The 21387-nt window shown below is 61.4% G+C and carries 15 protein-coding genes, 4 tRNA genes and 2 pseudogenes; 15 read left to right on the forward strand and 6 right to left on the reverse strand.

Annotated elements, in window-relative coordinates; genetic code table 11:
* The first annotated feature begins 42 nt into the window (after positions 1-42).
* Positions 43-1080: an AI-2E family transporter gene (locus tag J3P86_RS07715; protein ID WP_434603211.1), complete on the forward strand. Its 1038-nt coding sequence runs from the start codon at positions 43-45 to the stop codon at positions 1078-1080.
* A 32-nt stretch (positions 1081-1112) separates the two neighbouring features.
* On the opposite strand, the gene J3P86_RS07720 is transcribed toward J3P86_RS07715, so the two are convergent.
* Both J3P86_RS07720 and J3P86_RS07725 read right to left on the reverse strand, forming a co-directional pair.
* Positions 1113-2159, reverse strand: coding sequence for a sensor histidine kinase (locus J3P86_RS07720; RefSeq protein WP_434625209.1), 1047 nt, complete (start codon positions 2157-2159; stop codon positions 1113-1115).
* Positions 2159-2917, reverse strand: a complete 759-nt coding sequence (locus J3P86_RS07725; protein ID WP_434625207.1) for a response regulator — start codon at positions 2915-2917, stop codon at positions 2159-2161. Before J3P86_RS07725 ends, J3P86_RS07720 begins: the two co-directional genes overlap by 1 nt.
* A 272-nt stretch (positions 2918-3189) precedes the next feature.
* On the opposite strand from J3P86_RS07725, the gene pyrF reads away from it, so the two are divergent.
* Positions 3190-3888: an orotidine-5'-phosphate decarboxylase gene (pyrF, locus tag J3P86_RS07730; protein ID WP_434569389.1), complete on the forward strand. Its 699-nt coding sequence runs from the start codon at positions 3190-3192 to the stop codon at positions 3886-3888.
* Between the two features lie 134 nt (positions 3889-4022).
* Here pyrF and J3P86_RS07735 read toward each other — a convergent pair whose 3' ends face one another.
* Positions 4023-5027, reverse strand: a complete 1005-nt coding sequence (locus J3P86_RS07735) for an NADP-dependent oxidoreductase (protein ID WP_434699832.1) — start codon at positions 5025-5027, stop codon at positions 4023-4025.
* Between the two features lie 225 nt (positions 5028-5252).
* Between J3P86_RS07735 and J3P86_RS07740 the strand changes: the two genes are divergently transcribed.
* The 4 genes and pseudogenes from J3P86_RS07740 to J3P86_RS07755 all read left to right on the forward strand — a co-directional run bounded on the left by J3P86_RS07740 (position 5253) and on the right by J3P86_RS07755 (position 9696).
* Positions 5253-6014, forward strand: coding sequence for an SDR family oxidoreductase (locus tag J3P86_RS07740; RefSeq protein ID WP_434625203.1), 762 nt, complete (start codon positions 5253-5255; stop codon positions 6012-6014).
* Positions 6015-6220: 206 nt separating this feature from the next.
* Entirely contained in the window at positions 6221-7618 is a 1398-nt protein-coding gene (locus tag J3P86_RS07745; protein ID WP_434699833.1) for a PLP-dependent aminotransferase family protein, read from the forward strand.
* 1022 nt (positions 7619-8640) lie between these two features.
* Positions 8641-8787: pseudogene (locus tag J3P86_RS07750) on the forward strand (HAMP domain-containing protein); the annotation flags it as partial.
* A 204-nt stretch (positions 8788-8991) separates the two neighbouring features.
* On the forward strand, positions 8992-9696 hold the full coding sequence (locus tag J3P86_RS07755) for a methyl-accepting chemotaxis protein (protein ID WP_434700611.1): 705 nt from the start codon (positions 8992-8994) through the stop codon (positions 9694-9696).
* 223 nt (positions 9697-9919) lie between these two features.
* Here the strand turns inward: J3P86_RS07755 and J3P86_RS07760 are convergent, their stop codons facing one another.
* Positions 9920-10678 carry a hypothetical protein gene (locus tag J3P86_RS07760; RefSeq protein ID WP_305496076.1) on the reverse strand — a complete coding sequence of 253 codons (759 nt, stop codon included), beginning with the start codon at positions 10676-10678 and terminating at the stop codon, positions 9920-9922.
* Positions 10679-11049: 371 nt separating this feature from the next.
* Between J3P86_RS07760 and J3P86_RS07765 the strand changes: the two genes are divergently transcribed.
* The 4 genes from J3P86_RS07765 (at position 11050) to J3P86_RS07780 (ending at position 11462) form a co-directional block, all read left to right on the forward strand.
* Positions 11050-11125 (forward strand) — tRNA-Glu (locus J3P86_RS07765).
* A gap of 2 nt (positions 11126-11127) precedes the next feature.
* Positions 11128-11203 (forward strand) — tRNA-Gly (locus tag J3P86_RS07770).
* A 104-nt stretch (positions 11204-11307) separates the two neighbouring features.
* Positions 11308-11383: transfer RNA gene (locus tag J3P86_RS07775), tRNA-Glu, on the forward strand.
* A gap of 3 nt (positions 11384-11386) precedes the next feature.
* A tRNA-Gly gene (locus J3P86_RS07780) sits at positions 11387-11462 on the forward strand.
* 377 nt (positions 11463-11839) lie between these two features.
* On the opposite strand, the pseudogene J3P86_RS07785 reads toward J3P86_RS07780, so the two are convergent.
* Positions 11840-11944 (reverse strand): annotated as a pseudogene (locus J3P86_RS07785) (ribbon-helix-helix domain-containing protein); the annotation flags it as partial.
* A 173-nt stretch (positions 11945-12117) separates the two neighbouring features.
* Here J3P86_RS07785 and J3P86_RS07790 point away from each other — a divergent pair.
* The 4 genes from J3P86_RS07790 to qhpG are packed head-to-tail and all read left to right on the forward strand — an operon-like array spanning position 12118 to position 17699.
* Positions 12118-14022: a sigma-54-dependent Fis family transcriptional regulator gene (locus tag J3P86_RS07790; protein ID WP_434699835.1), complete on the forward strand. Its 1905-nt coding sequence runs from the start codon at positions 12118-12120 to the stop codon at positions 14020-14022.
* Positions 14022-15740 carry an ABC transporter ATP-binding protein gene (locus J3P86_RS07795; protein WP_434699836.1) on the forward strand — a complete coding sequence of 573 codons (1719 nt, stop codon included), beginning with the start codon at positions 14022-14024 and terminating at the stop codon, positions 15738-15740. Before J3P86_RS07790 ends, J3P86_RS07795 begins: the two co-directional genes overlap by 1 nt.
* Positions 15730-16407, forward strand: a complete 678-nt coding sequence (gene qhpE / locus J3P86_RS07800; protein WP_434699837.1) for a subtilisin-like serine protease QhpE — start codon at positions 15730-15732, stop codon at positions 16405-16407. Before J3P86_RS07795 ends, qhpE begins: the two co-directional genes overlap by 11 nt.
* Complete coding sequence (gene qhpG / locus J3P86_RS07805; RefSeq protein WP_434699838.1) at positions 16404-17699, forward strand: flavin-dependent monooxygenase QhpG; 1296 nt, start codon at positions 16404-16406, stop codon at positions 17697-17699. The genes qhpE and qhpG overlap by 4 nt, the downstream gene beginning before the upstream one ends.
* Before the next feature lie 122 nt (positions 17700-17821).
* Here the strand turns inward: qhpG and J3P86_RS07810 are convergent, their stop codons facing one another.
* Positions 17822-19312, reverse strand: a complete 1491-nt coding sequence (locus J3P86_RS07810; protein WP_434699839.1) for an aldehyde dehydrogenase family protein — start codon at positions 19310-19312, stop codon at positions 17822-17824.
* Between the two features lie 479 nt (positions 19313-19791).
* Between J3P86_RS07810 and peaA the strand changes: the two genes are divergently transcribed.
* Positions 19792-21372: a quinohemoprotein amine dehydrogenase subunit alpha gene (gene peaA / locus J3P86_RS07815; protein WP_434699840.1), complete on the forward strand. Its 1581-nt coding sequence runs from the start codon at positions 19792-19794 to the stop codon at positions 21370-21372.
* Positions 21373-21387: the final 15 nt, after the last annotated feature.

The raw sequence follows: 21387 nt of genomic DNA on the forward strand, positions 1-21387 counted from the left end.
CCCACGCCGTTGACCGGCCCCGTTAATTTTTCGAGACCTTTCATGCTCAATAACGATCGGCTATTGGTGCAGATCCTGCTGTTGGTGTTGTTCGGCGCAAGCCTCTGGGTGATGGCGCCATTCTGGTCGGCGCTGTTCTGGGGCGCCGTGCTGGCTTTCGCCAGCTGGCCGCTGATGCGCTTGCTGACCCGCTGGGTCAACGGGCGTGAATCCCTCGCCGCGGCGTTGCTGACGGTCGGCTGGATGTTACTGGTGGCGGTGCCGCTGGTGTGGCTGGGATTCAACCTGGCCGATCATGTGCGCGATGCCACGGCGTTCATCAGGGATGTCCAGGTCGACGGCCTGCCCGCAGCGCCGGAATGGCTGGCTGGTGTGCCGCTGGTAGGTGGGCGGCTGGTGACGCTCTGGGACAGCATCGACCAACAGGGCGCGGCGATGATGGTGTCCATCAAGCCGTACCTCGGAAGGGTCGGCAATTGGTTGCTGGCCCGCAGCGCGCAAGTAGGCGGCGGTATTCTCGAACTGACGTTGAGCATCGTGTTCGTGTTCTTTTTCTACCGTGACGGCCCGCGCCTGGCGGCCTTTGTCCAAGGCTTGCTGGAGCGGTTGATTGGTGACCGTGCCGGGTACTACGTCGACCTGGTGGCCGGTACGGTGCAGCGGGTGGTCAACGGCGTGATCGGTACCGCGGCGGCCCAGGCCGTGCTCGCGCTGATCGGTTTCCTGATCGCGGGCGTGCCGGGAGCACTGGTGCTTGGTATTGTCACTTTCCTGCTCAGCCTGATTCCCATGGGCCCGCCGCTGGTCTGGATCCCCGCCACGGCGTGGCTGGCGTGGAAGGGCGAATACGGGATGGCGGTGTTCCTCGGTATCTGGGGCACCTTCATCATCAGCGGCGTGGATAACGTGCTCAAGCCTTACCTGATCAGCCGCGGCGGAAACCTGCCGCTGGTCATCGTGCTGCTGGGGGTTTTCGGCGGGTTGATCGCCTTTGGTTTCATCGGCCTGTTCATCGGTCCGACGCTGTTGGCGGTGGCGTACAGCTTGCTGACGGATTGGAGCAAGAGCCACGCGCGGTAACGCTACCGCCGCGGATTTTCGATTGCCTCAAATCAACGACGGGGCAGGCCGATCACCGCCGTCAATCCGCCCCCGGGAGTTTCCTCCAGGCTCAATTGCCCACCCAGACGTTCGGCGGCTTCCCGGGCGATGGTCATGCCCAGGCCTACGCCGCCGGAGTTGCGGTTGCGCGAGCCTTCCAGGCGAAAGAACGGCTCGAACACAGCTTCGCGTTTGTCTGCGGCGATGCCGGGGCCGTGATCGATCACTCGGATCAGCAATTGGTGGCGCTGGTCTTCCAGGACGATCGAGGCATGACCGGCGTAGCGCAAGGCATTGTCGATGAGGTTGTTGATGCACGAGCGCAGCGCCATGGGTTGCACCAGCAGCGGGGCGCAGGCACCACTGACCTGGACATCGGCACCCTGATCCTGGGCATTCTCGCTCAGTGATTCCGCCAAGGCTTGCACATCCATCCATTGCAACGCTTCGCTGGTGCGTTGTTCATGCAAGTAGGAAAGCGTGGCGTCGAGCATGCCGATCATGTCGTCCAGGTCCTGGCGCATCTGGTTTTGCAGCTTGGGGTCGTCAATCTGTTCCAGGCGCAACTTTAGCCGTGACAGCGGCGTTCGCAAATCGTGGGAGACCGCGCCGAGCATCCGCGAGCGCTGTTGTACCTGCTCACGGATCCGCTGCTGCATCAAGTTGAACGTATGGGCCGCCTGGCGTGCCTCCCTGGGGCCGCTTGCATCCAATGGCTGGCTGTCGAGGTTCTCGCTTAATCGTTCGGCGGCCTCGCTCAGGCGCTGGATCGGCCGGGTCAACAGCTTGGCGCCGTACCAGGCGGCTACGATCAGGAACACAAACTGAAATGTCAGCGGCACCACGGGACCGCCGAACCGCGGGCGCAAAGGACGATCGGTTGGTGGCGCCGAGCCTTGGCCGCCTTCGATTGGCCGGGAAGACTCGGGCGGTGGTCCCGGAGGCGGTGGCGGGCCGTAGTAGAAAAACCAGGCAAAAGCCAGCAGGTGCGCCAGGACGATCGCCAGCAAAAGCACGCCGAACAGCCGGCCGAACAGGGTGTCCAGGCGCATGCGCATCAACTGATGGCTCGCGCGTCGAACAGGTAGCCTTCACCGCGTACGGTCTTGATCAACTGCGGGGCCTTCGGGTCGTCACCCAGCTTTTGACGCAAGCGCGAGACCAGCAGGTCGATACTGCGATCAAAGGCTTCGATCGAACGACCGCGGGCCGCGTCCAGCAGTTGTTCACGGCTGAGCACTCGGTGCGGACGCTCGATGAACACCCATAGCAGCCGGAACTCGGCGTTGGATAGCGGCACCACCAGCCCGTCGGCGGAAATCAGTTGGCGCAGTACGCTGTTGAGCCGCCAGTTGTCGAAGCGGATATTGGCGCGCTGCTCGGTGCGATCATCACGCACGCGGCGCAGGATGGTCTGGATTCGCGCCACCAACTCCCTGGGTTCGAAGGGCTTGGCCATGTAGTCGTCGGCACCCAGTTCCAGGCCGATGATGCGATCGGTGGGTTCGCAGCGGGCAGTCAGCATCAGGATCGGAATGTCCGATTCGGCCCGCAGCCAGCGGCACAGCTGCAAGCCGTCCTCGCCCGGCAACATCAGGTCCAGGACGACCACATCGAAATGCCCGGCCTGCAGCGCCTGGCGCATGGCCGCGCCATCGGTCACGCCGATGGCGCGAATGCTGAAGCGGGCCAGGTAGTCGATCAGCAGTTCTCGGATCGGTACGTCGTCATCGACGATCAGTGCGTGGGTGCTCCAACGCTTATCGTCGTCGAGTACTTGTGGGTCGCCAGAATTTGCAACAGGGGTGTTCTGCATGGGTGCATCATCTGCCAGGTTGACTGCCAGCCGCAGAGAGGCGGCGAGGCGTGGTTAGAGCATAAGCTTCGGCCGGTGGGCCGTGAAGCGCCGGAATAACCGGGTGCGGCGGCGCAGATTAACGTGCCGGCGTGTTGCATGCGTGTCATGAATGTATCGGCGCGGACACAGAGGGCCCCAGGGCTGACGACGATTTACCGATCATCGGGTCCCGCACAGGCGCTGGTTCCGCTACAATGCGCGCCGATTTCGACTTGCCTGAGAGCCCGCTCATGTCCGCCTGCCAGACGCCTATCATCGTCGCCCTGGATTTCCCTACCCGTGACGCCGCCCTGAAGCTGGCCGACCAGTTGGACCCCAAGCTCTGCCGGGTCAAAGTCGGCAAGGAACTGTTCACCAGTTGTGCTGCGGAGATCGTCGGCACCCTGCGGGACAAGGGCTTCGAGGTCTTCCTCGACCTGAAATTCCACGACATCCCCAACACCACCGCCATGGCCGTCAAGGCCGCTGCGGAGATGGGCGTGTGGATGGTTAACGTGCACTGCTCCGGTGGCCTGCGCATGATGGCGGCGTGCCGGGAAGTGCTGGACCAGCGCAGCGGTCCGAAACCGCTGCTGATCGGCGTGACCGTGCTGACCAGCATGGAGCGTGAGGACCTGGCGGGAATCGGCCTGGACATCGAGCCCCAGGAGCAGGTGTTGCGTCTGGCGGCGCTGGCGCAGAAGGCCGGCATGGACGGTCTGGTCTGTTCGGCCTTGGAAGCCGGCGCCCTGAAGACGGCCCACCCGTCGCTGCAACTGGTGACCCCGGGGATTCGTCCAGCGGGCAGTGCCCAGGACGACCAGCGTCGTATCCTCACGCCGCGCCAGGCACTGGATGCCGGTTCTGACTATCTGGTGATCGGCCGTCCGATCAGCCAGGCCGCCGATCCGGCCAAGGCCTTGGCGGCGGTGGTGGCCGAACTGGCCTGACGCCCACCTGTGGTTCAAATCTGCTCACCCCATCTGTGGGAGCGAGCCTGCTCGCGAAAGCGGTATGTCAATCAAGCTGATATTGACTGACACGGCCCCTTCGCGAGCAGGCTCGCTCCCACAGTTGCTTCCTGTCAGACCTTCAACACCAACTTCCCGAAGTTCTCCCCGCTGAACAGCTTGGTCAGCGTCTCGGGGAAGGTCTCCAGCCCTTCGACGATGTCTTCCTTGCTCTTGAGCTGCCCCTTGGCCATCCAGCCGGCCATTTCCTGCCCGGCGGCGGCGAATTGCGCGGCGTAGTCCATGACCACGAAGCCTTCCATGCGCGCACGATTGACCAGTAGCGACAGGTAGTTGGCCGGTCCTTTCACCGCTTCCTTGTTGTTGTATTGGCTGATCGCACCGCAAATCACCACGCGGGCCTTCATGTTCAGGCGGCTGAGCACCGCATCGAGGATGTCGCCGCCGACGTTGTCGAAATACACATCCACGCCTTTCGGGCATTCGCGCTTGAGGCCGGCGTGGACGTCTTCGCTCTTGTAGTCGATGGCGCCGTCAAAGCCCAGCTCATCAATGAGAAACCGGCATTTATCGGCGCCGCCGGCAATGCCGACCACGCGGCAGCCTTTGATTTTGGCGATCTGCCCAGCGATGCTGCCCACCGCCCCGGCGGCTCCCGAGAGCACTACGGTTTCGCCGGCCTTGGGGGCGCCGACATCCAGCAGGGCGAAATAGGCGGTCATGCCGGTCATGCCCAGCGCGGACAAATAACGCGGCAGCGGCGCCAGTTTCGGATCTACCTTGTAGAAACCTCGTGGCTCGCCGAGAAAATAATCCTGCACGCCCAATGCACCGTTGACGTAGTCCCCGACCGCGAAGCCCGGATTGTTCGACACGACAACCTGGCCTACGCCCAAGGCTCGCATGACTTCACCGATGCCGACCGGCGGGATATAGGACTTACCCTCGTTCATCCAGCCACGCATGGCCGGGTCCAGAGACAGGTATTCGTTCTTCACCAGGATCTGACCGGCTGCCGGTTCGCCGACCGGCACTTGTTGATAAGTGAATGTCTCGCGGGTCGCGGCGCCTACCGGGCGTTTGGCGAGCAGGAACTGGCGATTGATCTGAGCAGTCATGGCTGGGACTCAAGATGAATGAAGCCTTGTTGATAGACCCTCGGCGGGTTGACCGCAAGGTTTGCCGACACAGCGAATGCACGTCGATCCAACCTGGTGATGACGAGACTGGGGCTGTTATCACTGACATCCATGAATATCCAACCGGCATTTGCATAGTGCTGCCGCAGTAGCGCGGACGATGACTATATTCAGTGACTCCCGTAATTCTTCGAGGCATTGACGATGAGCATGACGTTTTCCGGACAGGTTGCCGTGGTGACGGGCGCGGCGGCAGGCATTGGCCGCGCCACCGCCCAGGCGTTCGCGGCGCAAGGCCTGAAAGTGGTCGCGGCGGACCTGGACATGGCGGGCGGCGAGGGTACGGTGCAGTTGATTCGCGATGCCGGTGGCGAGGCGGTGTTCGTGCGCTGTGACGTGACCGTGGAAAGCGATGTGCAACGTCTGATGGACGAGGTGATCAGTGCCTACGGTCGCCTGGATTACGCATTCAACAACGCCGGCATCGAGATCGAGAAGGGCAAGCTGGCCGATGGCACGCTGGACGAGTTCGACGCGATCATGGGGGTCAACGTCAAAGGCGTCTGGCTGTGCATGAAGTATCAATTGCCGTTGCTGCTGGCCCAAGGGGGCGGCGCTATCGTCAATACGGCCTCAGTGGCCGGGCTAGGGGCCGCGCCGAAAATGAGCATCTATGCAGCCTCCAAGCACGCGGTGATCGGGCTGACCAAGTCGGCTGCCATCGAATACGCCAAGAAGAAAATCCGTGTGAACGCGGTCTGCCCGGCGGTCATCGACACCGATATGTTCCGGCGCGCCTACGAGGCGGACCCGAAGAAAGGCGAGTTCGCCAATGCGATGCACCCCGTGGGGCGTATTGGCAAGGTCGAGGAGATCGCCAGCGCGGTGCTGTACCTGTGCAGCGACGGGGCGGCATTCACTACGGGGCATTCGCTGGCCGTGGACGGCGGGGTCACGGCGTTCTGATCGTCATGGTTGCAACCCTGCATGCAGGACGAAGCCCGCACTGGATGCGGGCTTCGTTTTTGGAGGCAGGTGCGCTCGATTGACCGGCCAATGTATTTCAAAGGATGAGAAGCAGGCGTTTTCACGTCTTTGGCTTACATCGTCCGACTCGGCCCTGTGCTTAACTCTTTCGAACGTAAAACATTCGCTTAGGAGCTTGGTTACTCATGGAGTTGAGAATCGACCGGCAGGCCCTGGTGCCTGTCGTGCAGCAAATTGTCGACGCGCTGGCCAGCCGGATCCGCCAGGGTGTGGTGCCGCCAGGGGCGCGCCTGCCATCGATCCGGCGGCTCGCGCGGGAAAACCTGCTAAGCCAGGCGAGTGTCCACGAAGCCTGCCAGCGGCTGGTGGCGCAGGGGCTGCTGGCCTCTCGTCATGGCTCAGGTTTTCTGGTCGCCTCAGGCCCTTTGGCATGGCATGAGCCGGTCGATCAGTTTTGGCCGCCGGGCATTTCTTACCAGCAGGCGGGGTTGGGGGCCGGTTCGCCAGGGGCTCTGGAACTGGGGGGCGGCGGGTTGCCCGAGAGCTGGCGTGAAAGCGACGACCTTGGTTATGCGATCCGCCAGGTTACCCGCACCGATATGGCGGGGTTGTTCAACTACAGCACGCCGATGGGGCTGCCGGCCTTGCGCGAGCAATTGTCCAGGCGCCTGAAACAGTTCGATATCGATGCCGATGAAAACCTGATCCTGACCACGACGGGGGTAAGCCACGGGCTGGACCTGATCGTGCGCACACTGCTGCAACCAGGGAGCTGCGTCGTGGTGGAAAGCCCGGGTTATTCGAAGCTGTTCGACCTGCTCAGGCTGCACAGGATCGACATGATCGAACTGCCGAGAACACCGCACGGCCCGGACATCGCTGCGCTCGAATGTCTGTTGGCGATGCATCGCCCCAACGCCCTGTTCATCAACAGTGCCTGCCACAACCCAACCGGCAGCAATCTTTCCCTGGCTGTAGCCCAGCGATTGCTTGAGTTGGCGAAAGAGCACGCCATGCTGGTTATCGAGGACGATGTCTATGCCGATTTCCAGGGTTCGACGCGAGTCCGCCTGGCCGCTCTGGATGCCGATGTGATCTACCTCGGCAGTTTCTCGAAAACCCTCAGCAGTTCGTTACGAGTCGGCTTCGTGGTGGCCGGGCCCTGCGTTATCGCGCGATTGAGCGAGGTCAAGGGGATAACCAGCATGGGCGGGTCGCGATTCTCTGAAGCGGTACTGACCAATCTGTTGGCCAACGGTGCCTACCGAAAACTGGTCCAGCGCCAGCGGCAGCGGCTGAATGCCGATATGGCCATGACGTTGCAGTTGCTCGACGAGGCCGACTGGGAAGTTTTTGGCAAACCGGCAGGGGGGCTGTTCATTTGGGCGCGCCCGCCCATTTGCGACTACGGCAGGTTGCAGTGTCTGGCCAGGTACTCCGGCATCCAGCTGTCCTCGCGTACGGCGTTCAGTCCTTCAGGCACCGACACTGACTGGTTGCGGATCAACGTGGCCCATGCCCGAGACCCCAAGGCGTTGGCGTTTTTCCATGCCACGGCTCTGGATCGACCTCAAGTGTCCTGAAAACGACGCGGCTGTAGCTTTTTGCCATTATTCCGACGCAGGCATCTTGTGTTGCGAGGTGTCTCGTTGCGAATCTGCAAGCAACACACACTGGCAGAGGACTGGGCGCAATGATTACGGCCGTGCAAGGACGTTTCGCCAACCTCGGTATGGCGAAAAAACTGGGCATCGGGTTTTTCCTGGTGTTGCTGCTCACTGCGTTGGTGGCGGCCATCGGTGTCTGGTCGCTGCAAACCATCAGTCAGCGTTTCGATGGTTTGAAACAGATGTCGTCCCTCAACAGCGGGTTGCTCAAGGTCCGGTTGCTTGAGCAGGAATACGCCTCGCGCTCCGACCCCAAGACGGCCGATGCCTTGCGCCAGGGTGTCGATGCATTGGTTGCCCTGGCGAATGAGCTCAAGGCGCAATCGGCTGCCAATGTACCGGTGATGGATGAAGTGGAGCAGGCTCTGGCGGCGTATCGCAAGGCATTCGATGAGTTTGTGGATCTGAGCCAGAGCAAGGACCTGGCCCTGGAAATGGCCAGTTGGTCGGTTTCCAGTGTCGCCAACAACCTGGATGTGTTGCAGGCGGGTCTGGCCGATGACGGCGCCTATACCTTGAAAGAGTCCGAAGGCAAGGACGGTGCGGAATTCATCGAGCAGGCCAACCAGGTCAGCGAGGTCTCGCGGCTGATGCTGCAGGCCATGAACGAAGCGCGGGTTCGCCTGGACCAGAGCCGTAAAGGCAGCGAGGAGAACGCCGGGCAAGGCAACATCGAACAGGCCGAGCAGGCCATGAAACTGGCCGAAGTACTCAAGGGCGCGGTCAAGGATCCGGGTTACCAGACCGTACTCAACGAAGTGGCCGGGCACATCGGCGGATTCAATCAGCAGTTGGCCGAATACACCGGTTTGCTGGCCAAGGAGAAAACCGTCTACCAGCAATTGCATGAGCGTGCCGACCAGGTTGTGGCGCGGGTCGACCAAGCCTACAACGCTGAAGACAGTGCAATGCAGGCGGAGCTGAAGAAAAATTCGCTGATGATCGTCGGTTCGTCGGCCCTGGCCCTGCTGGTGGGATTGATCGCTGCCTGGCTCATCACCCGGCTGATCGTTACGCCGCTGCGCAGTGTCATTCGCGTCGCCCAACAGATTGCTTCAGGTGACTTGAGTGCCAAGGTTGATGTGACACGTCGGGATGAGATCGGCCAGTTGATGCTGGCCATGCAGCAGATGGCGGCCGGCTTGAGCAGCATCGTCAGCGGTTTGCAGGCCGGCATCGAGCAATTGGCCAGCTCGGCACAGTCGCTGTCGTCCGTGACCGAGCAGACCAACCTTGAAGTCAGCAGCCAGAAGGAGGAAACCGAGCAGGTGGCCACGGCCATGAACCAGATGACCGCCACCGTGCATGACGTGGCGCGCAACGCCGAAGAGGCCGCGCGAGCAGCCCAGACCGCCGACGACAAGGTTGAAAGCGGCCAGCGGGTGGTGCGCCAGAGCATGGTGCGTATCGAACAACTGGCTGATTCGGCGACGTCGGCCAGCACCAGCATCGAAAGCCTCAGCGCCGAGATACAGAACATCGGCACGGTGCTGAGCGTGATCAAGAGCGTCGCCGAACAAACCAACCTGCTGGCGCTCAACGCCGCTATCGAGGCGGCCAGGGCGGGCGAGCAGGGCAGGGGTTTTGCCGTGGTGGCCGATGAGGTGCGAGCCCTGGCCAAGCGTACGCAACAGTCCACTGAGGAAATCGAGCGATTGGTCAGCGCCCTGCGCTCGGCCGCCCAGACCTCCGTACAACAGATCCAGAGCAGCGGCGAATTGGTCAAAATGGCCGTCAGCGATGCGCTGCAGACCGAAAGCGCATTGGGCAGCATTGCGGCGGCGGTGTCGTTGATCCAGCAGATGAACCAACAGATCGCGGCGGCAGCCGAGCAACAGAGTTCGGTGGCTGAAGAGATCAACCGCAGTGTTACCAGTATCCGTGCCAGCGCCGATCAATCGTCCATGGCCATGCAGGGCAATGCCGCTTCAAGCATTGAGCTGGCACAGCTGGGGAGCGAGTTGAAGGGGATGGTGGGGCATTTCAGGTTGTGAGTGTGAGGCTGCACTGACCGCCTTCGCGAGCAGGCTCGCTACCACCTTGGATCTTCATCAGTCACAGAGTTAATGCACGCCGCGAAACCGTGGGAGCGAGCCTGCTCGCGAAAGCGGTGTGTCAGCCACTATTCATGCTGGCTGAACCACCGTCTTCGCGAGCAGGCTCGCTCCCACAGAGAAATGTGTTTGCACAAGAAACGGGCGGGCTATCAGTCCGAACTCAATCGTAGACTTTCTTTTTCTTCCACTCGTCGTTCGCTTCGTCTTCCTTCAACCCTTCAGTCAACTGGTTAACCTCGCCCTCGACCGGCTGGGTGCTGGCCAGGACCTGGGCATTGGCGCGGGCCAGAAGCTTCTCCAGATAGGCCAACTGTTCGGCATAGACCTGCGGCTCCTGCTGTTTGCGCAGGTATTGCACGCCTCGCTCGAATGCCAGGCGGGCCTGCCCCGGTTGCTCCTGTTGCAAGGCTTGCTGACCGAGATTGTTGAAGAACTCGATGTGCAGCAGCACCAGCAGGTGCCGCACTTCACGGATCCAGCGCTTGGCCTCGTTGGGCGGCAGGAAGCCATCCTGCGCGGCGCGGGTGATCTGGCCGTGCAACGCTTCGAGCAGAAACCGCACATCCTTGGCCTTGGCCTCGGTTTGTATCGGTGCCGGCGGGTTGCTTACCGGAATCGACTCACCCTGAGCAGCCAATGCGGACAGTTCATCCAGGCGAGCCTTGACCGCAGCGTTGGACTTTTCAAGGTTGAGCAAGCGCTGGCAGACATTCATCTCCAGGCGCGTCATCAGCAACTTCAGGGCCGGGGTCATCAACTGGCCGGGGAAAGTTTCCGTGAGCTCGCCGCAACGCCGCAAGCGGTCGTTGAGTTCGACTTTGGTGCGGGCCTTTTCCAGCTTGTTGTTTTCCACCACATGGTTCATGTAGCCAATGGCGATCAACAGTGCGATCCCGGCTACGACGAGCAGGGTGATCATGAGTGGTGTCACCGGTAAGACCTCTTTATTAGCGTTCGCATGTCATGAGTGTAGTGGCTTGGCTTTTAAGCGCATAGGCCCGAGCGACGCGATTAGACGGGCGACGTACTGTTCACGCGGCGCGTAGCGGAGTAGATGCACATTGCCACTATTTGTCGGGCGCGACTATAACCCCTTGGCGGGCGACAGAATATAGGCGCCAGAGAGCGGACGGGGAAAATCCGCGAATCCTCCTCAAACCGGGCGAAGTCATTGATTTAAATAAATTTATATTCGGGGGTTGACGACCCTCCAATCCATCCATAGAATGCGCGCCACTTACAGCGTAAAGCACTCAGCCAAACGCGATAAGCAGTGAATGTTGTACGTGTGTCCCCTTCGTCTAGTGGCCTAGGACACCGCCCTTTCACGGCGGTAACAGGGGTTCGAGTCCCCTAGGGGACGCCAATGCGGGAATAGCTCAGTTGGTAGAGCACGACCTTGCCAAGGTCGGGGTCGCGAGTTCGAGTCTCGTTTCCCGCTCCAATTTAAACAGCGTTGCTTTCGGGCAGGGCTGAGTGAAACCAGAGCCGACATCTTCGGATGCGGATTTGGGCACTGGGATACACACCATGTGTTCCAGTTAGCGTGTCCCCTTCGTCTAGTGGCCTAGGACACCGCCCTTTCACGGCGGTAACAGGGGTTCGAGTCCCCTAGGGGACGCCATTTGCGGGAATAGCTCAGTTGGTAGAGCACGACCTTGCCAAGGTCGGGGTCGCGAGTTCGAGTCTCGTTTCCCGCTCCAAATATTGCGCTACAGAGTTCGACTGAATTCTGTAAGTGATTGAAATCAGGGCCTTTAGGCCCTTTTTTCGTTCCAGCGGTAACCACTGAAATCCAGCACTATCCGGTGCGTTTAAGTCCAGGATTGAGTCCAGAATCCTGACGCGTACCGAATCGGTTTGATGCTGGAGCAGATTGTGTAGCGAGATGAGCATCTGGCCTTGAGCCAGATACGGGTCTCGTTTCCCCGCTCCAAGATTCAGAAAAAAGCCACTTAGATGAGTGGTTTTTTTTCGCCTGAAATTTATGTGCTGAGGCGTGAGCCTTTAGGTTTTTGGTCAATCGTTGGGCAGATGCAACTGTACTTCCATGGCGTCATGAAGGAGTCGGACGACCTCGACCTTCTCGCATCACTTCGCTGGCATTCTGATAACGGCCGGACTGCACCAGGTCTTGGATAACCTGTTCCTGGTGAGGGGGGAGCACAACGTTTCGTGTCGCCATGATTAATTCCAGCTCTGGGCAAACGGTTTTTTGAGATTTGGATTCTCTATCCGTTGACGGACGGTCGACGCGCAAATGCCGTAAGGCACTTGCCAATGCCCTGACGTTAACGTAAAGATGGCGACAAGGCGCTGAACCTAGGGGGCGCAGGGCGGACCGATCCGGAGCGCTTGATGATGCTGATAAAAACAACTCATCCCAAACTTCATCGCGAAGCTCGGCTGGCCCGGGAAAAACTGCACCTCGAGGGCACCGTTCCCGATGGCGTATTGCGCGCCGAAATCGATGCTTCGTGGCGGCGCAGTCTCAGTCATGGCGTGCATTTCAATGCCAAGCAAGAACTGGCGTTGGAGTCGAACGCCAGTCTTGAAGTGCTGCTGGAAAGCAATCGGTTGTTGATCGATGCGGCGGTGCCGGCCATCGATTATCTGGCCGAGCGCCAGGGCAAGGAAGGGCTCATCATCCTCGCCAATTCCGACGCCACCATCCTGGCAGCCGAAGGGCGCGCCGATCGTTTCAAAGGTAGCAACCTGCAAGACATCACGCTGGGCGCTTGCTGGAGCGAAGCGGCGCGCGGCACCAACGCGCTGGGTACCGCGCTGGTGGAAGCCCGGCCAACGATGATCGATTGCGGTGAACATTACCTAGATCGTCTGACCGATTTTTCCTGCACCTCGGTGCCGATTTATTGCGCGCAGGGTGACATCCTCGGCGTCCTTGACCTGACCCGCGAAGGCCCGCTCGGCCGCGTTCACGACAGCACGGCGTTGCTGGCCATGGCCGTCAGCCAGATCGAAAGTCGCGTGTTCAACGCTTGTTACCCGGACCAGATCGTCCTCGCCTTCCACAGCCGTCGCCAATACCTCGAGTCCCCCTGGCAGGGTTTGCTCGCGGTGAGTCTCGGCGGGCAGATCCTCGCGGTCAGCGCCCAGGCATGTCAGTTGCTCCATGCCGAGCGTTCGGCGCTGGTTGGCCGAGGCTGTGAAGAGTTCCTGGGTGTCGATGGCCTGCAACTGTTATCGCGTCTGCATCAGGGCGGCATCGGCAGTCTGCAAACGGCCAAGGGTGAATTTTTCTACAAAACCCTGCGCGCGCCGCAGCGCTCGATCAACGTCAGCGTTCCATCGCGCACCCCAATCAAAACCGCTAAACCGCAACCCGATCTCGAATCCCTGGCCGGCAACAATGCCCGTTACGCCAGGGCGCTGCGCATGGCCCGCCAAGGTCTGGCCAATGAATTGCCAGTATTGCTGCTGGGCGAAACGGGCACCGGAAAGGAAGTCATCGCCCGAGCGCTCCATATGGCTGGAACCCGCTGCGACAAACCTTTCGTCGCGGTGAACTGCGCGGCCATCCCCGAAGGCCTGATCGAGTCGGAGCTGTTTGGCTACCGCGAAGGTGCCTTTACCGGTTCGCGCCGGGGCGGCATGGTCGGGCGCCTGCAACAGGCCCATGGCGGCACGTTGTTTCTCGATGAAATCGGCGACATGCCACTGGCCTTGCAGGCCCGTTTACTCAGGGTACTGCAGGACCGCAAGGTCGCGCCGCTGGGCGCTGGAGAGGAGCAAGACATCGACATCGCGCTGATCTGCGCCACGCACCGCGACCTTAAGCGTCTGGTGGAAGACAAACACTTTCGCGAGGATCTGTTTTACCGGGTCAACGGCATCAGCGTAATGCTCCCGGCCCTGCGCGAGCGCGACGACTTCAATGGCCTGGTCGATCGTTTGCTGGCCAAACTCGACGCGCCGACAGTGGTCCTGCGTGACGATTTGATCCGCTTGCTAGGCGGCTATCACTGGCCGGGCAACATCCGCCAATTGGAAATGGTTCTGCGCACCGCGCTGGCCATGCGTGAGCCGGGGGACACCGTGCTCACCCTCGACCATCTGCCCGACAGTATGCTCGACGAACTGACCGCCGGCGAACGCCCTCAGAGTGGCAGTATTCGTGAACATGAACTGGAGCTGATTCGTCAGTCCCTGGACACGCACCAAGGTAACGTCTCGGCGGCCGCCGATGCCTTGGGTATCAGCCGCGCGACCCTGTATCGCAAGCTCAAACTGTTGCGTTCGTGATGCTGCGTTTGATCGTTCGGCTGGTCGACAGCCAGAACCCCGCGGCGCTGCAAGCGGCGTTGCGCTGGCTCTACAGCTTCGTGCGCCCGCACCGGTTGGCGATTGCCGGGCTGCTTGGGCTGTCGGTCTGCGCTTCGTCGCTGGTATTGGTACAACCCTGGCTAACCAAGCTGCTGATCGACGACGGCCTGTTGGCGCGCAACTTTGCGATGCTGGCGCTGATCGCCGGGTTGATGATTGTCGCCGGGTTGTTGGGCACGGCGCTGTCGGGCATCAATCGGTACCTGCACACGCGATTGTCCGGACGGATTCTGTTTGCCCTGCGCGATGACCTTTATCGGCATCTGCAGACGCTCTCGCCGGGTTTCTACGGCGAGCGGCGTATCGGTGATCTGATGTCGCGTCTGGATGGCGATGTCGCGGAGATCCAGCGCTTTGCCGTGGATTCGCTGTTCTCGGCGGTGTCGGGCGTGATTGGCCTGGTGGTCGCCGTGGCGATGTTGGTGACCCTGTCGTGGCAACTCTCGCTGCTGGCCTTGGTGCTGATTCCACTCGACGTGCTTTGGCTACGCTGGATGCGGCGTAAGGTCGAGCGCGATGTGCGGCAGCTGCGCGAGCGTTCGGCGGACATGTCCTCGTTCATGGTCGAGACCTTGCCGGTGATGAAATTCATCCAGTCCGCCGGTCAGCAACAGCGCGAGGCGCGGCGACTGGAGACGTTGGGCCAAGGGTACATGAGTCAGCTCTTGCGCCTGCAAGTCACTGAGTTTTTCACCCAAGCGGTGCCCGGCACGCTGACATCGTTGTCGCGGGCCTGTGCGTTTTTGATTGGCGGGTACTGGGTGGTGCAAGGGACTTGGCAATTGGGCGCGTTGATCGCGTTTTCCACCTATCTGGGCATGGCTGTCGGCCCGGTCCAGAGCCTGCTAGGGCTCTACGTCGCGATTCAGCGGATGACCGTGAGCCTTGGGCGGGTCATGGAACTGCGCGGTGAAGAGCCAACCGTCCTTACTCCGGTTGCGCCGCAGCCGATGCCGGTCTCTGGCGAACTGCGTTTCGACAACGTGCACTTCAGCCATCCCGGTCGCCCGACCACCTTGCGTGGTATTCAAGCGCGAATTCCTTATGGGTTGAAAGTCGCCCTGAGCGGCGGCTCTGGTGTCGGTAAGTCGACCCTGATCGATCTGCTGCAGCGGCACCACGATCCGCAGTCCGGTCGGGTCTTGCTGGGGGAGGTCGATCTGCGGGAACTGGACCTGTTCCAGCTGCGTCGGCGGATAGCCGTGGTCAGTCAGGACATCGTGCTGTTTCGCGGCAGCCTCGCCGACAACCTGGCATACGCGGTGCCCGACGCCAGTCGCGAAGCGATTGCCGAAGTGGCGCGGCTGGCGCAGCTCGACAGCCTGATCGAGTCACTGCCCGAAGGCCTCGACAGCCCTTTGGGCGAGCGTGGCCAGCAGTTGTCCGGCGGACAGAAACAGCGCATCGCCATCGCCCGGGCGCTGCTACAGGATCCGTTGATCCTGGTGCTGGACGAAGCGACTTCGGCGGTCGACGAAGCCACCGAGCGCGAAGTGATCGCGGCCATCGACCGGTTGTTCGCCGGGCGTACTCGGATCCTGATCAGCCATCGCCCCTCGACCCTGGCCGATGCCGATCTGTGCTTTGAACTGCTGGATGGCGTGCTCACGTCAAGAACGGTGCAGCATGAGGCCTGAGCTGCGGATTGGGGTGGTGGACAGTGGTCATTCGCCGGCGCAACGGGCGCAGGTGATTGCCGGTCGACGGTTCTCGCTGCTGGAGGATGGACTGGCCGAAAGCGATCTACACAACGATCCGCTGGGCCATGGTAGCGCGGTGATCGAGGCCATCAGCCGGCGTGCACCGGCGGCGGTTTTTTGCGTAGCCCAGGTGTTCGACCAGCGTGGCGTCACCAGCGCCTTGCAGATCGCTACCGCCATCGATTGGCTGGTGGCGCAGGACGTGCGGTTGATCAATCTGAGCCTCGGATTGCGGCAGGATCGTCACCTGTTGCGTGAAGCCTGTGCTGCGGCGGTGGCGCGGGGCATTTTGCTGTGTGCGTCCAGCCCGGCCCAGGGCGAAGGAGTGTTCCCGGCAAAGTATCCGCAGGTGCTGCGGGCCACCGGCGACGCTCGTTGCACCGAGCAGCAATGGTCGTGGCTCAACAGCGCCCAGGCGGATTTTGCCGCGTGTGTTCACGGTACCTACCCGGGGCAGTCGGGTGCGAGCCTCGGCTGTGCGGCATTGAGCGGGCACATTGTGGGTTTCCTCATCGAAAATCCCGAGGCGAGCAACGAACACGTTGTCGAGTGGCTGCAAAAGAACGCCCGTTATCACGGCCCTGAACGGCGCGTCGGCGCATGAAGCCGATTGTGATTCTTGGCGCGGGGCCTGCGGGGGCGGCGGTGGCCCTGGGGTTGCGACGGCTTGGGTATCCCGTGAAATTGGTCAGTGAATGGCGGCGCTTCGCGGCACTGGAAGGGGTTTCCGTGCGGGTGTTGGATGCCTTGCGCGGTTCGGGGCTGCATCAAGCATTGACGGATGCGACGCAGCCTTCCCAGCGGCAGGTGTCCTGGAACGGTCAGCAGCATGCTCAGAACATTGAATTTTTACTGGATCGCCCGCGCTTCGATCGCGGCTTGCGCGAGGATTTGCGCCTGGCCGGCGTTGAGTTGATCGAGGGCCGAGTGCTGACGGTGCAGCCACACGCTTCGGGACATCGAATCGAACTGCAAGGGCGTGACGCACTGCTCGCGGATTTCCTGGTGGAGGCCCGCGGACGCCAGGCACCTGCCCTTGGCAAAGGCCTGCGTGGGCCAGAGACGGTCAGTTTGCTCAATCGCTGGCAAGGTGCGCCGGGTAGCAGCGCCAGTGCTGTGGAAAGCCTTGCGGACGGCTGGGCCTGGATGGCGCGCCGGGCCGACGGCCAGTGTTATTGGCAATGGACGGTGGACGTGGCCAGTGCCGAGTTGCCGGGCAAAGCGCTGTTGCTCGATTACTGCCGCCATCGGTTCCAGCAGTCGGCATTGACCCACGCGTTTTTTGGGGGTGAACCGCAAACCGATCTGCACCTGCATGCCCGCAGCAGTACGGCGATCTTGTGTCCGCAGGTCTGCGGTGATCAATGGATTCGTGTGGGCGACGCCGCCATGGCGGTGGATCCGCTGTCGGGTAATGGCATCTTCCAGTCGTTGTCTTCGGCGTTGCAAGCGCCTGCGGTGATCAACACGCTGTTGCGCAAACCTGAGCGGAGTTTGCTGGCACAGCGTTTTCATCAGCAACGGGTGGAGCAGTTGTTTTTACGCTTCGCGCGCATTGGCCGGGACTTTTATGCCGATGAGCAGCGTTGGTCGAACCAGCCGTTCTGGCAGGCGCGGCGGCAGTGGCCGGATGCTGAGGTCGCCCACGCCGAGGCGGATTTCTCCGCTCTGAGGATTGAGCTGGCGCCGGTATTGCGCGATGGATTTGTGGATGAGGCCGAGGTGGTGATCACGGCGGATCAACCGCTGGGGACCTGGCATGTGCAAGGGGTTGAGTTGGCACCGTTGGTGCGACGGTTGCGTAGCGAGCCGGCCGAGCGAGTCTTGGCGGGGTTGACAGTGGAGCAGGGAAGGATGGTTCGGGGGTGGTTGTTGGGGCAGGGGTTCAAGCCCTGACATTCGGGTTGCCTGGGCTGGCCTATCGCGAGCAAGCTCGCTCCCACAGTGGTTTTGCGTCGAACACAATTCCAATATGGGAGCGAGCTTGCTCGCGATAGCGGTCTAAAGAACGCCGCCAATCACAACTTGATCAACACCGATTTCAACTCGGTGTAATGCTCGATCGCCGCATACCCCATCTCGCGCCCGACCCCTGACATCTTGTAGCCGCCAAACGGCAACGCCGGGTCCAGGGCGCTGTGGCAGTTGACCCACACCGAACCCGACTTGATCTGCGGAATCATCCGGTGCACCGCCGCCAAATCATTCGACCAGATGCTCGCCCCAAGGCCATAAGGGCTGTCATTGGCCATGCGCAACGCATCGGCCTCGTCATCGAACGGAATCGCCACCAGCACCGGGCCGAAGATTTCTTCCTGTACTAGTGAATGCCGCTGGTCGACATCGACTATCACCGTGGGTTTGACGAAGAACCCCGGCCCAAATTGCTCACCGCCGCAGGCGATGGTCGCGCCGCTTTCCCGACCTTTTTCGATGTAGCCATAAACCCGTTCCTGTTGCCGCGCGGAGATCAGCGGGCCCATTTCGACACTGGGGTCCAGTCCGTTGCCGAGCTTCATTGCATTGGCGATGTCGGCGATATCCGCCACCACATTGTCGAAATACTTGCGCTGCACATACAGCCGCGAACCGGCGCAGCAGACCTGGCCCTGGTTGAAGAAAATCGCACTGGCGGCGCCCGCGGCAGCGGTCTTCAGGTCGGCATCGGCCATGACGATGGTCGGCGACTTGCCGCCCAGTTCCAAAGTGACCCGGGTCATGGATTCCATGGCGGTCTTGCCGATCTGCTTGCCCACGGCGGTGGAGCCGGTGAACGTCAGCTTGTCCACCAACGGATTGTGAGTCAGGGCGGAGCCCGCCGTGATACCGGTGCCGGTGACCACGTTGAACACGCCTTCGGGGTAACCGGCTTCCAACATCAGTTCTGCGAGCTTCAGCGCGGTCAGCGGCGTTTCGTCGGCAGGTTTGAGCACGACGGTGCAACCGGTGGCCAGTGCCGGGCCGAGTTTCCAGCAAGCCAGCAGCAGCGGGAAATTCCAGGCGACGATAGCCCCGACCACGCCCACCGCTTCGCGGCGAATGAAACTGTGGAATTGATCGTTGGGCATCAACGGCAGCGACACGTCAACGCTGGAGCCTTCGATCTTGGTGGCCCAACCGGCCATGTAGCGCAGGAAGTCGATGGACAGTTGCACGTCCATCACTTGCGCCACCGCCGCGCTTTTGCCGTTGTTCAGGCATTCGAGCTGCGCCAGCAGTTCGGCGTCGCGCTGCATCAGGTCGGCGAGTTTCCACAATAGATTCTGCCGCTCCCGAGGGCGGGTGCGCGTCCAGGCCGAATCGTCGAAAGCCTGACGGGCGGCCAACACTGCGCGGTCGACATCGTCGGGGGTGGCTCGTGGCACCAAGCACAGCACTTCGCCGGTGGCCGGATTATGCAGCGGCATGGTCTGACCGTCGGCGGCCTCGACCCAGTCGCCGCCGATGAGCATGCGTGGGGCGCGTTGGACGAAGGCCGAGGTGGCGGGGAGCAAATAAGGCAGGGGCATGATGAGACCTCTTGTTGTGCGTGAGGACGTGGATTTCCCCAAGGTTGGCAATGGCTGTGCCAAGTACCAGGAACGGGCGGATAGCCCTTTGTTGGCGGGTTTTCTAGCGATGAAACGGGAAGGTTTGGCCCAGGGTTTTGTCGCAAATCGCGACAATGCATGAGACGACGAGTCATTCCCGTATTTACCGAAACATCATCGCTGACTATGAAGTGTCCCAGTCGGGGTCATCTATGCTTGTCTCAGACTGCAACAGCTGTCGCGATATTAGACGCAGGCCTTTTCGTTTTGACGCGCGAAAAAGCCATGATGTTCACATAACCATTTGATTTAAAGGATGTTCCTTAAGCTGGCACGCTCCGTGTATTGCTCATCGCAGACGTTTCTCTTGCCTCCGTCAGTGGGTTGTCGCCGACGGCAGAAACCCAAAAAACGATAAGCCACAAAAATAAGAAAGCACCGTGCGAGGTTCGACGTTGATGAAGAGAAAACTCCGATCAGGCCTGAGCGTCAGTCTGCTGACCGCGGCGGCCTGCGTGGCGCTGCATTCGCCTCACAGCCTGGCAGCTCGCGACGCCCAGACTGTCCTCAAGGAAACCTGCCAGGGCTGTCACACCCCCGAAGCCGATAACGCCCTGAGCCGTATCAGCCACCAGCGTAAAACCCCGGAAGGCTGGCTGATGAGCATCGCCCGGATGCAGGTCATGCATGGTTTGCAGATCAGCGATGACGACCGCCGAACCCTGGTCAAATACCTGGCCGACACCCAGGGCTTGGCGCCGAGCGAGACCGATGGGGTGCGTTATGCGCTGGAGCGACGGCTCAATACCGTCGAGAAATTCGACGACCAAACCAGCCAGATGTGCGGCCGCTGCCACTCCGGCGCGCGGGTTGCGCTGCAGCGCCGACCCGCCCAGGAATGGGAGCGCCTGGTGAACTTCCACCTCGGCCAGTGGCCGTCCCTCGAATACCAGGCCCTGTCCCGCGACCGCGACTGGTTCGACCTGGCCCGCAAAGAAATGGTGCCGCTGCTGGCCAAGCGTTATCCGCTGGACAACCCGGCCTGGAAAGCATGGCAGGGCAGCGCGCCGAAAGCCGAGGCGCTGGTCGGCGACTGGAGCTTCAGCGGGAACCTGCCGGGTAAAGGCGAGCTGGCTGGCGTCATGAGCGTGACTGCCGATGGCAGCGACACGTTCAAGGTCAACGTCAAAGGTCAGTATGCCGACGGTAGCCCGTTCAATGGTGAGGGCAGTGCGATTCTCTACACCGGTTACGAATGGCGCGGCAACGTGTCCATCGATGGCGTGACCATGCGCCAGGTATTCGCCGCCCAGGGCAATGCCATGCAGGGCCGGATGTTCGAGGCCGAGCACGACGAGCGGGGGCTGGACTTTGTCGCCGCCAAGCAGGGTTCCAATCGTTTGCTGGCGGTGCAGCCGGGTTATCTGAGGGCGGGCAGCGAAACTGAAGTCACCCTGGTCGGCAGCGGTCTCACTGGCAAACCTGACTTTGGCAAAGGCGTGGAAGTGGTCCAAGTGCTGGAGCAAACGCCCGAGCGCCTACGGGTCAAACTCAAGGCGGCTGCCAATGCGCAACCGGGCCTGCGCAACGTCACGGTCGGCACGCTGAAAGGCCCGACGCTGTCGGTCTACAGCAAGATCGCTGAAGTCAAAGTCGTGCCCGAATTCTCGGTGGCGCGGATCGGCGAGGGTGGTGGCTCGACGCCGAAAGTCCAGGGCCGTTTCGATGCTGAAGCCTGGGGCAAGGGCGCTGACGGCAAACCCTATCGAATCGGCGTGTTCCCGGCGCAATGGACAGTCGAGGCTTTCGATGACCGCGCCAAAGAGGATGAAGACGTCAGGTTTGCGGGCACCATGCAGGCCGATACCGGCGTGTTTACCCCAGGCGATGCCGGGCCGAACCCGCAGCGCAAGATGTCCACCAACAATGCCGGCAATCTCAAGGTGATCGCCGCCGTCGACGACGCAGGGAGGTCCTTGACCGGCGAAGGCCACATGATCGTCACCGTGCAACGCTGGAACAATCCACCCATTCCATAAGTTGGCCGTTGTTAG

The organism is Pseudomonas sp. D1-1, from assembly GCF_051132225.1.
In the GTDB taxonomy this organism is placed as follows: domain Bacteria; phylum Pseudomonadota; class Gammaproteobacteria; order Pseudomonadales; family Pseudomonadaceae; genus Aquipseudomonas.

Coding starts and splice junctions, on each gene's coding strand:
- J3P86_RS07760 (WP_305496076.1), bottom strand. CDS start 10,678: ATGATCACCCTGCTCGTCGTAGCCGGGATCGCACTGTTGATCGCCATT.
- pyrF (WP_434569389.1), top strand. CDS start 3,190: ATGTCCGCCTGCCAGACGCCTATCATCGTCGCCCTGGATTTCCCTACC.
- qhpG (WP_434699838.1), top strand. CDS start 16,404: ATGAAGCCGATTGTGATTCTTGGCGCGGGGCCTGCGGGGGCGGCGGTG.
- J3P86_RS07745 (WP_434699833.1), top strand. CDS start 6,221: ATGGAGTTGAGAATCGACCGGCAGGCCCTGGTGCCTGTCGTGCAGCAA.
- J3P86_RS07735 (WP_434699832.1), bottom strand. CDS start 5,027: ATGACTGCTCAGATCAATCGCCAGTTCCTGCTCGCCAAACGCCCGGTA.
- J3P86_RS07795 (WP_434699836.1), top strand. CDS start 14,022: ATGCTGCGTTTGATCGTTCGGCTGGTCGACAGCCAGAACCCCGCGGCG.
- J3P86_RS07720 (WP_434625209.1), bottom strand. CDS start 2,159: ATGCGCATGCGCCTGGACACCCTGTTCGGCCGGCTGTTCGGCGTGCTT.
- J3P86_RS07755 (WP_434700611.1), top strand. CDS start 8,992: ATGACCGCCACCGTGCATGACGTGGCGCGCAACGCCGAAGAGGCCGCG.
- qhpE (WP_434699837.1), top strand. CDS start 15,730: ATGAGGCCTGAGCTGCGGATTGGGGTGGTGGACAGTGGTCATTCGCCG.
- J3P86_RS07740 (WP_434625203.1), top strand. CDS start 5,253: ATGAGCATGACGTTTTCCGGACAGGTTGCCGTGGTGACGGGCGCGGCG.
- J3P86_RS07790 (WP_434699835.1), top strand. CDS start 12,118: ATGATGCTGATAAAAACAACTCATCCCAAACTTCATCGCGAAGCTCGG.
- J3P86_RS07810 (WP_434699839.1), bottom strand. CDS start 19,312: ATGCCCCTGCCTTATTTGCTCCCCGCCACCTCGGCCTTCGTCCAACGC.
- peaA (WP_434699840.1), top strand. CDS start 19,792: ATGAAGAGAAAACTCCGATCAGGCCTGAGCGTCAGTCTGCTGACCGCG.
- J3P86_RS07725 (WP_434625207.1), bottom strand. CDS start 2,917: ATGCAGAACACCCCTGTTGCAAATTCTGGCGACCCACAAGTACTCGAC.
- J3P86_RS07715 (WP_434603211.1), top strand. CDS start 43: ATGCTCAATAACGATCGGCTATTGGTGCAGATCCTGCTGTTGGTGTTG.